Source organism: Bradyrhizobium erythrophlei (genome assembly GCF_900142985.1).
Lineage (GTDB): Bacteria > Pseudomonadota > Alphaproteobacteria > Rhizobiales > Xanthobacteraceae > Bradyrhizobium > Bradyrhizobium erythrophlei_B.
On sequence record NZ_LT670849.1, the window covers coordinates 5,634,463 to 5,646,824 of the forward strand.

Sequence of the window (12,362 nt, forward strand, 5' to 3'; positions counted from 1 at the left end):
ACCCCATTCGGAGAGCCGAAATTGGGGCTGTTTACCTTGCGGCGTAGGCGCGCCGCATCGGTTTCAGCGCCACCAGCGCCAGGATGCCGGTCAGTGCATCCATCGCGATGATGATCGCAAACACCGGCAGCCAGCTCCCGGTCTGCTCGCGCAACAGCGCGGCGAGCGGACCTCCAAGGATCGAGCCGACGCCCTGGGCGATATACAGCAGGCCGTAGTTGGTCGTCGCATGCTTTGCGCCGAAGGTGTCGGTCAGGGTCGATGGAAACAGCGAGAAGATTTCGCCCCAGCCGAAGAACACGACGCCGGACAACAGAACGAAGACCAGCGTGTTGTCGCGGAACAGGACCATCAGCGTGACGGAGGCGGCTTCCATCAGGAAGGCGATGGCCATGGTGTTTTCGCGGCCGATCCGGTCCGACACCCAGCCGAAGAACGGACGGGTCAGTCCGTTGGTGATGCGGTCGATGTTGAGCGCGAGCGGTAGCGCCGCCATGCCGAACACGGTGACGCCGGCGACGCCGAAGTCGCGCGAAAAAGCGCCGAACTGCGAGATGATCATCAACCCGCCGGTCGACATCATCGTCATCATGACGAACATCAGCCAGAACACGTTGCTGCGCAGCATCTGATCCGGCGGTGTTCCGACTCTCGTGACCTGCACCGTCGGCTGAGGCAACACGTCATCGTCGGTCGGCAAGCGCAGCGCCAGCGCGGCAACGGCGCCGACCACGCCCAGAATGATGCCGAACACGATCAGCGTGTGCTGGTAGCCGCTGCCGTTGATCATGTTGTAGATCGGAGTGTTCGTTAGTAGCGCGCCGAAGCCATAGCCCGCGGCGACGACGCCGGTGGCAAAGCCGCGCCGGTCCGGAAACCATCGCACCATGAGGCCGACGACGCCGACATAAACGATGCCGGTGCCGATGCCGCAGAACAGGCCGTAGGTGAAATAGAGCCCGGTGAGGCTCGTGACATAGCCGGCGGTGATCCACCCCAGGCCGGACAGCAGGCAGCCGGTGGCGATCAAGAGCCGGGCGCCAAACCGGTCGATCAAATAGCCCTGGAGCGGCGACAGGAACGTCTGCAACACGATCAGGATCGTGAAGGTGACCTGAAGCGCCGAGAGCTGGACGCCAAGGCTATCCTGAAGCGGCTTGGTGAAGAACGCCCAGCCGTATTGCGGGCTCGAGATCGACATCATCGCGATCAGCCCCAGCACGAGCTGGATCCAGCGCGTGGACGTCGTCGATTGAGCCGATGATACCCCGTTGACGGTAGCCATCCTTCCCCCCTTGCGTTTCTCGCCCCAGTTTGTGGCATACGTTGTACCACGCGATACCTCCGGCGCAACGCCGGCCGCATGGTCCGATCGTATGAGGAATAAAATCGCGCGACGCGGGTTTAGCGCGTCGCGGCGACGGGTTGCTGCGGGGAACAGGCCGGCTTTTATGGCGACAGGGTCGCCAGATAGGCCGCAATCGCCAACATATCGTCCTGGCTGAGCTTGGCCACGACCGGCTGCATCAGTTCGGCGTTGGCGCCGCTGCGGGTGCCAATCTTGATGTCGTTGAGCTGGCGAAACACGTACATCGGCGAGCGGCCGGTGAGGTGCGGCACCTCACTGATGCCTTTCAGATCGGGTCCGTGGCAGGTAGCGCAGGGCTGCGTCTGGCCGCTACCGCCCTTCACGAGCGCCTCGCCGCGCGCGACGCTGCCGACAGGTACGTTGGCGACAAAGCCGAAGCGGGAGTCGCGCAGGTGGGCGCGCTCTGGCGCCTGCGGCAATTCGATGATGCGGCTGCCGATCGGCTCGCTGCCATCGATGGGAAACCGCATGCCGCCGACACGCAACTCCGTCTTCGGCACGGTGTCGGTTTCGACCACCTTGTTCCAGGCGGGGCGGGGCAGGGCGGCATAATACTTGGCCGCCTCGCGCACCTCGTCGTCGGTCACGGCCTTGGCGATCGGGAACATCGAGCCTGCGCGCGCGCCCTTGCGGTGGCCGTCCTTGAAGTCCGCCATTTGCCTGACGATGTAGGCCTCCGGCAGGCCGGCGAGATCGGAGGATTCCGGATGGCCGCCGCCGGTGGTGACGTGACACTTCGAGCACGCCTTCACGGCCGGCGGGCGTCCGTTGGCGACAACCGACGGCATCGGCGGATGGTCGTCCGGAAACCAGTCGGGCGGTGCGAAATCGTTCTCGACCTGCGCTTGCGTATATTTCCGGCTGCTGCCCGGCAGGCTCTTTTCTTCTTTGGCGTCGAAATCGGCGATCGGCGGATTGGCCGGATAGGCCCAGTCCGGAAGAGGTGTGGCGGCGCTGCCCGGCGTTGCCGAAGGCGCCGCCGACTGCGCCAGCGCGCCCGCCGCAGCCAGACCCATGACCATTAGTGCTCCCGCAAATACGAGCTTCATTTCATCCCCGCCGGCTGTTCGTGATGCCTGTTGTTATGATTGTGATTGCCATTGGCTTTGGCGGCCGGCCTGGTCGACCTTGACAGCCACGGTGAGCGTCTCCGTGCCGCCGCCGTAGCGGGTGCCGCGAACGGGCGCAGCGCCGAGATAGTCGAGGCCGATCGCGACGCGGGCATGGGCGTCGGTGGCGCAGATCGCGTTCGCGGGATCGAAGGCGACCCAGCCCAAAGCCGGCACGAAGGCTTCGGCCCAGGCGTGTCCGGCCTGCTGGTTGACCATGTTGTCGGAGCGCAGGAAATGCCCGGAAATGAAGCGGGCGGGCACGCCGACCGAGCGCGCGCAGGCGATGAAGATGTGCGCATAGTCCTGGCAGACGCCGCGTTTCAGGCCAAAGGCCTCCGCCGCCGAGGTCCCGCTATTGGTGGGATCTTCGTCGAAGGTCATGTGGTCGTTGATCTGGAGCATCAGCGCGTGCAGGAAACCGAGCACGTCCTTTTCCGACTCCGAACGCAGTTCACGCGAAAAGGCTTCCATCGCCGGATTGACCCGCGTCAGCGAGGTGGCGCGCAGGAACAGGCTCGGCGGAAAGCGCTCGTCGGTGCCGCGCAGCACGCCGCCGGTGTCGTGGGTTTCGATCAGGCCTTCGACCGTGATGGTGAGATCGGAGATCGCAGCCTCGGTGAGCACGTGGATGACGTTGCCGAAGGCGTCCTGGCCCATGTGAAGGCGGGAGTCCGAGGAAACGTCGATCTGCCATTCGACCACATATTGCCCGTCATGGCTGCGCGGCGTCATCCGCAGGATCTGCGTGATTCCGGTCGCCGCCGGCTCGTAGCGATAGGTCGTGGAATGGGCGATGCGCAGGCGCATGTGTGATTGACGCTCGACTGTTTTCGCGAAGTCATGCCCGGCCTCGTGCCGGGCATCCACGTCTTATGTTCGTCCGGCGACAAACAAGACGTGGATGGCCGGGACAAGCCCGGCCATGACGGAATTCGCTGGGATCACATTACCATTATATCAAATACTGTTTGGTGATGATTTCACCAAGCCTTGAATTGTCGGCGATGAATTCCTGAATGAATTCATGCACGCCGTGCTGGAAAATGTCGTCCATATTGCTGTGTTCCAGCCGGTTGCGGACGCCGCGGGCGTGGCGTTGCGACGCGCCCTGGCGGCCATAGGCGACCCCGATCTGGTCGAGATTGCGCGCGAGGTTGCCGTAACAACTGGCCAGCGACCGCGGCAGTGAATCGTTGAGGATCAGGAGGTCAGCGATCAGCCAGGGTTTCAGCGTTTCGCGGTAGACCCAGTGATAGGCCGTTGTCGCCGATACCGAGCGCAGGATCGAGGTCCACTGATAGTAGTCGAGCGGGCCGCCGACGTGCTCTTCCTCAGGCAGGAGCACATGGTATTTCACGTCGAGAATGCGCGCGGTGTTGTCGGCACGTTCGAGATGCACGCCGAGCCGCGAGAACCAGTAGGCGTCGTTGCGCAGCATGGTCCGGTAGGCCGAGCCATCGAAGCGCAGCGAGGTCTCCTGCACGAAACGCAGGAAACGCGCCAGCTCCTCGCGGGTCTTGGCGCCCTTGGCCCAGACTTCCTGCAACTCGATCCAGGCCGAGTTGATGGTGTCCCACATTTCGCCGGTCAGCGCCGTGCGCACCGAGCGTGAATTCAGCCGCGCCGCCTCGATGCAGTTCTTGATCGAGGAAGGGTTGTTGGTGTCGAACGACAGATAGTCGACGACGTTGTGCTCGTTGGCTTCCTTGTGGACCTTGTAGAAGTTCTGGCTGACGCCGGCGGTGAGCAGCGCCGACTCCCATTCATTGGTCTTGCCGATATAGGCGGCCGGCAGCGCCGTGACGCGCAACGTCGCGTCGATCGTGCGCGCGATATATTCGGCCCGTTCGACGTAGCGGGCGAGCCAGTAAAGATTTTCAGCGGTGCGCGACAGCATGAATCATTCGTCCAATATCCACGTGTCCTTGGTGCCCCCGCCCTGGCTCGAATTGACGACGAGCGAACCTTCCTTCAGCGCGACCCGCGTCAGTCCGCCCGGGACAATGGTGGTGCGCTGGCTTCCGGTGAGCACGAAGGGGCGCAAATCGACGTGGCGCGGCGCAAGGCCCGCTGTGGTGCAGGTCGGACAGGTCGAGAGCGCGAGCGTCGGCTGGGCGATGAAACCCTCCGGCTCGCGCTTGAGCTTGTCGCGGAACGCTTCGATGGTGGCCTTGGTCGCGGCCGGCCCGATCAGCATGCCGTAGCCGCCGGAGCCGTGAACTTCCTTCACCACGAGCTGATCCAGATTGTCGAGCACGTAAGCGAGGTCTTTCGGCTCCCGGCAACGCCAGGTCTGCACGTTCTTCAGGATCGGCTCTTCGCTGAGATAGAATTTCACGATGTCCGGCATGTAGGAATAGATCGCCTTGTCGTCGGAGATGCCGGTGCCGACCGCATTCGCAAGCGTGATATTGCCGGCGGCATAGGCCGACATCAGGCCGGGCACGCCCAGCGCGGAATCAGGACGGAAGGTGAGGGGATCGAGGAAGTCGTCGTCGAGGCGGCGGTAAATCACATCGACCCGTTTAAGGCCTTCGGTCGTGCGCATGAACACCACATCGTCCTTGACGATGAGGTCGCGGCCTTCGACCAGTTCGATGCCGAGTTTGTCGGCGAGGAAGGAATGTTCGTAATAGGCGGAGTTGTAGACGCCGGGCGTCATCAGCGCGACCGTCGGTTCAGCGGACGCGCTCAACGGCGCCACCGAACGCAACGCCGATAACAATTCGTCCGGATATTTTTCCACGGGCGCAATGCGGTGACGCGCAAACAGGTCCGGAAACAGCCGCATCATGATTTCGCGGTTTTCCAGCATGTAAGACACGCCGGACGGCGTGCGCGCATTGTCTTCCAGCACGATGAAATTTTCAGCGTCGGTGCGGATGATATCGATGCCGGCAACGTGGACGTAGATGTCGTGCGGCACGTCCTGGCCGTTCATCTCGGGGCGGAACACCGGGTTCTGGAAGATCAGATCTTCCGGCACGATGTTGGCGCGCAGGATGTCGCGGCCGTGATAGATGTCGCGCAGGAACATGTTCAGCGCCTTGACGCGCTGCTTCAGTCCCCTTTCAAGGAGCGCCCATTCCTTGGCCGACATGATTCTGGGAATGACGTCGAACGGGATCAGCCGCTCCTGGGCTTCGGCGTCGCCGTACACCGCGAACGTAATACCGATCCGGCGAAACAGCAGCTCGGCCTCTTGCCGGCGATATTCGAGAGCGTCCGGCGGCGTCTCTTTCAGCCAGCGGGACAGTTCCTGATAGGCCGGGCGAATGGCTTCGCCCAAGCCGTTCATTTCATCGAAGGCAACTGCCATGAATCGCGGACCGCCCCTCAAGCCACCAGTCACGCTACAGTGCATGACTTCACAGGATGGTAGCAAGGGTCGCGCCAGCGCGATATGGATTGATACGGGCTGATCCCGACCATTTGCCGTGGACAGCGGGGCGGACTGCTGAAAAAACAGCTTGCGACTGCTCATTTCCGCAGCAAAATTCGCCCCAACATCAAGGCCTTGGCCGGGAAAGTAATTTCGGTCAGAGAGCCCGCGCGAAGGAGAGATAATGAGTGAGATCGTCACGGCCGGAATCCTGGTGATCGGCGACGAGATCCTGTCCGGCCGGACCAAGGACAAGAACATCGGCTTCATCGCCGAGTACCTCACCAACATCGGCATCGACCTCAAGGAAGTGCGGGTGGTTGCCGATGAGGAGGCGGAGATCATCGCGGCGCTGGATGCGCTGCGGCATCGCTACACCTACGTCTTTACCACCGGCGGCATCGGGCCGACCCACGACGACATCACCGCCGACAGCATCGCAAAGGCGTTCGGCGTCGGCATCGACCATCATCCGGAGGTGGTGGCGCGGTTTCGCGAGCGCTGGGGTGAGGCCGATCTCAACGAGGCGCGGCTGCGCATGGCGCGCATTCCCGACGGCGCCGAACTGATCCAGAGCGCGACCATCCTGGCGCCGGGTTTCAAGATCGGCAATGTGATCGTGATGGCCGGCGTGCCGACCATCATGCAGGCGATGATGGATATCGTGGCGCCGAAACTCAAATCCGGCGTGCGGATGCTGTCGGAGAGCGTGCGCGCCAATGCGCGCGAAGGCGACGTCGGCGGCCCCTTGCGCGCGATCGCACTGGCCCATCCCGACACCGTCATCGGCAGCTACCCGTTCATGGACGAGGACAACAAACCCAACACCAATCTCGTGGTGCGTTCGCGCGACCCGGAAAAGCTTGCGGCGGCGATGGGCGCGGTCAAGGAAATGCTGGCTGGATTGAACGTAAGCCGCTAGTGGTCCGATTCTAACATTCGCATCCTTGCTGCATGAGCTTTGAGGGGACTGAGGAGATCAAAATGGCGGAACATCCGGAACTGAGTGCACAGGAACGGGCGGGCAAGGCCTTTCCGGTGTCATGGGATCAGTTTCACCGGGATTGCCGGGCGTTGACGTGGCGGCTCAACGAGGTCGGGCCGTTTCATGCCGTCATTGCGATCACCCGCGGCGGCTTGGTGCCGGCGGCGATTGTGGCGCGCGAGCTCGGGGTGCGCGTGATCGATACGGTCTGCATTGCGAGTTACGATCACAACAAGCAGGGCGACCTGAATGTGCTCAAAGGCGTTTCGCCCGATACGGCAAAGCTTGGCGGCGGCACCGGCAAGGGGCTTCTGATCGTCGACGACCTCGTCGATACCGGCAAGACCGGCCGCATGGTGCGCGATCTGCTGCCGGATGCGCATTTCGCCACCGTCTACGCCAAGCCCAAGGGACGCCCGCTGGTCGACACCTTCATTACCGAGGTGTCGCAGGACACCTGGATCTTCTTTCCCTGGGACACCGCGCTGTCGTTCCAGCCGCCGATCCGCGACGGCGCGGCGTGAGGGCTCCGTCGTCGTTCCGGGATGCGCCGCCAGGCGCAGACCCGGAATCCATTTATCCGCATTGACGCGGCACGATGGATTCCGGGCTCTCGCTTCGCGAGCCCCGGAATGACGGCAGCGTAGTTGGGTACGTCCATGCCCCTGCAAAACCGCGTGCTGCCGACCGGCGAGATCGTCGCTCACCCGGCGCGCGGGATGTTCACGGGCAATCGCGGCATCATCCATAACCCTGAAACCAAAACGCTGCTCAGGAAGCGCTGGTCGACCGACGCCTGGCTCACCTGCGTGCTGGAATTTCGTGGCCGGCGGCGCAAGGTGATGGAACGCCGAAGCTGGACCGAGCTGTTCTTTCTCGATGAGGCCACGGCCTTCGCGGCGGGGCACCGGCCTTGTTTCTATTGCCGGCGGGACGACGCCGTCAGTTTCCGCGCCGCCTGGGAGAAAGGCAATCGGACCGGCGAGGTGCTCGCGCCCGAGATGGATGCCGTCTTGCATCGCGAGCGTTTCGCTTCAGCCAGGAAGCTGCACCCGTTGCCGAAGGCGATCGGCAAACTGCCCGACGGCACGATGGTGCAGGCGGGTGAAGAGAGTTTTCTGATCGCCGGGGGAAAGCCGCTAGCTTGGTCGCCGTCCGGCTATCGCGCGGTGAAGGGCCGCATCGGTGATGCAAAGCTCCTGACGCCGCCTTCGATCGTGCGCGCGTTTACGGCCGGTTACCGGCCGGTGCTGCATGGGAGTGCGGGGGCTATCGGTTAGCGGCCGTGTCCCGGGCGCACCGCGGCGTGCAACGACGCGGTGCAGAACCGGGACCCCTGGACGCAATAGGTCCGGCATCTGCAGCGCAATACTCCGTATCGCACCGCGCGCGGGACAGGAGAGCTCACCCCAGCCTCTCGCGCGCCAGCTTCGCGCCGGCGCCGAGCGCCATCAGCTTGGCTTCGGCGATGTCGCGTCGCATCGGCGCCATGCCGCAATTGGTGGTCGGGATGATGTCGCTCTTGGCGACATGCTTCGAGACAGCCTCGATGGTGGCGACGACGTCCCCAGCGGTCTCGACCGTGTCGCTCGCAACGTCGATCACGCCGGCCTGAACCTCTTGCCCTTCAGCAACGCAAGCAGCTCGAGCGGCACCTTCGAATTGCGGCATTCGATCGCGACCTGCTGGATCGGGCTCTTGGCGATGACGGGGAAAATATCCTCGTACTGCCGCCACTCCTTGCCGAGCGTGTCCTTCCAGTCGGTGTTGGCCTTGATGCCATAGCCGTAGCAGATGTGGACGGCGGTGGCGCAGGTCAGACCTTCGGCGGCGCGCACCAGCGCTTTGATGCCCCAGTCGTTGACCTCGTCCATGTAGACGTTGAAGGCGGGTTCGTCGAACTGGATGAGATCGATGCCGTCGGCCTGCAAGGCCTTGGCTTCCTCGTTGAGCAATTCGGCAAAGGCGAACGCCATCTTGACGCGGTCGCCGTAATATTTGTCGGCGATAGTGTCGATGATGGTCATCGGGCCGGGCAGGGTGAACTTCACCTTGTGTGCGGTGTGGGTGCGGGCGACGCGGGCCTCATCGGCGTGGACGCGGCCCTTGAGCTTGAGCGGCGCGACGACCTGCGGCACCATCGCCTTGTAGCGATCTTTTCGGATTCCCATCTCGACCTTGTGGGCGAAGTCGATGCCGTCGACCTTTTCCAGAAAACCGTGCACGAAATGCTGACGTGCCTGCTCGCCTTCGGTGACGATGTCGATGCCGGCGTCTTCCTGAAGTTTTATCGCAAGCACCGTCGCATCGCGCTTGGCGCGGGCAAGCTCGTCGCCCTGCGACCGCCACGGCGCCCACAGCTTGTTCGGCTCGGCCAGCCATTCGGGCTTGGGCAGGGAGCCGGCAATCGTGGTCGGAAACAGCATGTTGGGCGTATCCTCTAACGTTTAGGGTTTGTTGGGCCTCTCAATGCCATGTCCTGATGCCGAGGTACATGGGTAATCCGGATATGGCATGCGACCAAAGCAGGGGGTAGGATCGCGCTGTGACGCCATCATACGGAATTTCGCATGATCGATCTCTATTACGCGCCGACGCCGAACGGCTGGAAAATCTCGATCATGCTGGAAGAGCTCGGCATTCCCTACACGGTCAAGCCGGTCAACATTCGCGCTGGCGATCAGTTCAAGCCGGAGTTTCTGGCGATCAGCCCGAACAACCGAATCCCTGCGATCGTCGATCTCAAGCCGGCCGATGGCGGCGGACCGTTTTCGGTGTTCGAGACCGGCGCGATCCTGATCTATCTCGCCGATAAATTCGGCCGCTTCCTGCCGACGGAATTGCGTGCGCGCTCGGTCGTGATCCAATGGGTGATGTGGCAGACGAGCGGGCTCGGGCCGATGCTCGGCCAGCATGGGCATTTCGCGCTCTATGCGCCGGAAAAGATTCCGTACGCGATCGAGCGCTACCGCGACGAGGCGGCGCGGCTGTATCACGTGCTCGACGTGCAGTTGGGCAAGACCGGCGCCTATGTCGCCGGCCACGACTACACGATCGCCGACATCGCCTGTTTTCCCTGGACCATGACCCACAAGGCGCAAGGCTTCACGCTCGACGATTATCCAAACGTCAAGCGCTGGTACGCTGACATTCGCGCGCGGCCGCAGGTGCAGGCGGGATTGGCTATCGGCAAATTCGTCAAGGAGCCGTTCGACGAGGAAGCGCGCAGGAACATGTTCGGCCAGCGCGCCAAGGAGATGACGGGGAAGACGTGAAGCGTGTCCCGGGCGTGACTAGCGGCGCCGTAAGCGCGTTTACGCGCGTCTTGGACGCGCTATGGCGACGCGGTGCTGAACCGGGACCCAGGATCAATGATCTGAGATAGTATGGGTCCCGCATCTGCGGCGCAGCGCTTGGGCGCCGCACCGCGCGCGGGACAGGAGATCAAAATATAAGGAAAAACACCATGATCGAATTCTTCTTCGATTGTTCGAGCCCCTGGACCTATCTCGCCTTTCACAACATCCAGCCGCTGGCGCGGGAATTCGACGAGGAAATCTCGTGGCGGCCGATCCTGGTGGGCGGCATCTTCAACACCATCAATCCGAGCGTCTACGCCAAACGCGAAAATCCCGTGCCGGCGAAGCTCGCTTACGAGAAGAAGGATGTGGCGGACTGGGCACGTGTCGCAGGCCTTAAGATCACGATGCGGCCGACGGTGTTTCCGGTAAACAGCGTCAAGGCGATGCGCGGTTGTCTATGGCTGGACAAGGACATGCTGCCGTTCGCGCGCACCGCGTTCCAGGTCTATTGGGGCGAGGACAAGGACATCTCAAAGGACGACGTGCTGGCGGAAGTCTGTCAGCGCTGCGGCATCGACGCGAAAGCGTTCTTTGCCGGCATCGGCGAGCAGGCGATCAAGGATCAGCTCAAGGCCAATACCGACGAGGTGATGGCGCGCGGCGGTTTCGGCTCGCCGACGATCTTCCTCGACAAGACCGACATGTATTTCGGCAATGACCGCCTGCCGTTGATCCGCGAGGCGCTGGCGCGGCGAAAAGCGACCGCGGCGTAGCTTATGATTTCGGCGGGCAGGGCCAGGGACGTTGCGCCCCGCGCAGCGTCTCGAACGCCTTCGCCATCGCAAGCACGCCGAGGTCGTCGAAGCGGCGGCCGATAATCTGCACGCCGATCGGAAAGCCTTCCGCATCATAGCCGCCGTTGATGGAGATCGCGGGATTCTCCGCCATGTTCCAGGGCACCGTGTAGGCGATGTGCTCGAACGGCCGGGCCGGATCGTTCAGGGGCGAGGCCAGTTCGGCGGCGAATTTCACGACCGGCGACACCGGCGAGATCAGATAGTCGATATCGGCGAACAGGGGTGCGGCGGCGGCGCGCATCGCCATCGTCGTGTTGAATCCCCGGATGACGTCGACGCCGGATAGTTTTGCGCCAGCTTCCGCCCAGTTCAGAATATAGGGCAGCGTCTTGCCGCGTTCTGCCGCTGGGAGCTTTGAAAGATCGTCCCACAGCCGCGCGCGCCAGAAATTGTCGAGGCCATCGAGCATTTCGCGGGTCATGAAACCCTTGACCTCGTGGACCACGGCGCCTGCGCCTTCGAAGGCTTTCGCCGCCTTGACCGCGACGTCGCGCACGTCTTTCTCCAGCGCCTGGCCGACGCCGGGATCGAGCAGCAGACCGATGCGCAACTTGCGTGCGGGCTTGTCGAGCGTCTTCCAGTGGATGTCGTTGGGCGGCAGGCTCATGCCGTCGCGGCGGTCAGGCTTCGCCAGCACGCTCATCATCAGCGCGGCGTCGTCGACCGTGCGCGTCATCGGACCGGCGACGCGGCCGACATAGGGCGGATCGATCGGGACGCGCCCGAGGCTCGGCTTCAGTGCGACGAGGCCGCACCAGCAGGCCGGCAGCCGCACCGAGCCGCCGATGTCGGTTCCAAGATGCAACGGGCCGTAACCGGCAGCACCGGCAGCAGCAGCGCCTGCGCTCGAGCCGCCGGGGTTCTGACGGAGATCCCAGGGATTGCGGGTAAGGGGATGAAAGGAGGACAAGCCGGACGACAGCATGCCGAAATCCGGCATCGTGGTCTTGGAGAAGATGATCGCGCCGGCTTCGCGCAAGCGAGCTGCCGGCGGCGCGTCGGCTTCGGCCGCGACAAGCCTGGTCGTTGTCGTGCCGAGCGGCACGGCTACGCCTTTGGTGGCGATATTGTCCTTGATGGTGACGGGAACGCCGTCGAGCGGCTTGCTTGATTCGCCGCTTTGCCAGCGCTCGGTCGAGGCTTTGGCGGCGTCGCGCGCGCCGTCGGGATCGAAGGCATAGAGCGCCTTGATGTGGGGCTCCCAGCGCGCGATATGCGCCAGTACCTCCTCGAGCACTTCGCTCGGCGTAAATTGCTGTGCACGAAAGCCTGCGATCATGTCGACGGCGCTGAGATCGTGCAGGGCCGTAACGGCGTCGGAAGTCTCTTCCTCGCTCATGGCCGCTCCTTTTTAA

The 12,362-nt window shown here is 63.2% G+C and carries 11 protein-coding genes and 1 pseudogene; 5 read left to right on the forward strand and 7 right to left on the reverse strand.

What is annotated here, in order from left to right:
* Positions 1–31: 31 nt before the first annotated feature.
* From oxlT to BUA38_RS26860, 5 genes are all read right to left on the reverse strand, one after another.
* The gene (gene oxlT / locus BUA38_RS26840) at positions 32–1,285 is read right to left on the reverse strand and encodes an oxalate/formate MFS antiporter (RefSeq protein WP_072822699.1); all 1,254 of its coding nucleotides are present in this window, start codon (positions 1,283–1,285) and stop codon (positions 32–34) included.
* Between the two features lie 164 nt (positions 1,286–1,449).
* Complete coding sequence (locus tag BUA38_RS26845; protein WP_072822701.1) at positions 1,450–2,418, reverse strand: c-type cytochrome; 969 nt, start codon at positions 2,416–2,418, stop codon at positions 1,450–1,452.
* A gap of 33 nt (positions 2,419–2,451) precedes the next feature.
* Positions 2,452–3,288 (reverse strand): transglutaminase family protein, encoded by an 837-nt coding sequence (locus BUA38_RS26850; protein WP_072822703.1) that lies wholly within the window; start codon positions 3,286–3,288, stop codon positions 2,452–2,454.
* A 145-nt stretch (positions 3,289–3,433) separates the two neighbouring features.
* The gene (locus tag BUA38_RS26855) at positions 3,434–4,378 is read right to left on the reverse strand and encodes an alpha-E domain-containing protein (protein WP_072822704.1); all 945 of its coding nucleotides are present in this window, start codon (positions 4,376–4,378) and stop codon (positions 3,434–3,436) included.
* 3 nt (positions 4,379–4,381) lie between these two features.
* The gene (locus tag BUA38_RS26860; protein ID WP_072822706.1) at positions 4,382–5,800 is read right to left on the reverse strand and encodes a circularly permuted type 2 ATP-grasp protein; all 1,419 of its coding nucleotides are present in this window, start codon (positions 5,798–5,800) and stop codon (positions 4,382–4,384) included.
* A gap of 247 nt (positions 5,801–6,047) precedes the next feature.
* Here BUA38_RS26860 and BUA38_RS26865 point away from each other — a divergent pair, with 247 nt between their 5' ends.
* The 3 genes from BUA38_RS26865 (at position 6,048) to BUA38_RS26875 (ending at position 8,128) form a co-directional block, all read left to right on the forward strand.
* Positions 6,048–6,785: a competence/damage-inducible protein A gene (locus BUA38_RS26865; RefSeq protein WP_072822708.1), complete on the forward strand. Its 738-nt coding sequence runs from the start codon at positions 6,048–6,050 to the stop codon at positions 6,783–6,785.
* Positions 6,786–6,847: 62 nt separating this feature from the next.
* A complete protein-coding gene (gene gpt / locus BUA38_RS26870; RefSeq protein ID WP_072826461.1) occupies positions 6,848–7,372 on the forward strand; it encodes a xanthine phosphoribosyltransferase in 525 nt (174 codons plus the stop codon).
* Between the two features lie 135 nt (positions 7,373–7,507).
* Complete coding sequence (locus BUA38_RS26875) at positions 7,508–8,128, forward strand: hypothetical protein (RefSeq protein ID WP_072822710.1); 621 nt, start codon at positions 7,508–7,510, stop codon at positions 8,126–8,128.
* A 124-nt stretch (positions 8,129–8,252) separates the two neighbouring features.
* On the opposite strand, the pseudogene BUA38_RS26880 reads toward BUA38_RS26875, so the two are convergent.
* Positions 8,253–9,274, reverse strand: a pseudogene (locus BUA38_RS26880) (methionine synthase).
* A gap of 144 nt (positions 9,275–9,418) precedes the next feature.
* Here BUA38_RS26880 and BUA38_RS26885 point away from each other — a divergent pair.
* Both BUA38_RS26885 and BUA38_RS26890 read left to right on the forward strand, forming a co-directional pair.
* Positions 9,419–10,123, forward strand: a complete 705-nt coding sequence (locus BUA38_RS26885) for a glutathione S-transferase N-terminal domain-containing protein (protein WP_072822711.1) — start codon at positions 9,419–9,421, stop codon at positions 10,121–10,123.
* Positions 10,124–10,314: 191 nt separating this feature from the next.
* On the forward strand, positions 10,315–10,923 hold the full coding sequence (locus tag BUA38_RS26890) for a 2-hydroxychromene-2-carboxylate isomerase (RefSeq protein WP_072822713.1): 609 nt from the start codon (positions 10,315–10,317) through the stop codon (positions 10,921–10,923).
* A gap of 1 nt (position 10,924) precedes the next feature.
* On the opposite strand, the gene BUA38_RS26895 is transcribed toward BUA38_RS26890, so the two are convergent.
* A complete protein-coding gene (locus BUA38_RS26895; protein WP_072822715.1) occupies positions 10,925–12,346 on the reverse strand; it encodes an amidase in 1,422 nt (473 codons plus the stop codon).
* Positions 12,347–12,362: the final 16 nt, after the last annotated feature.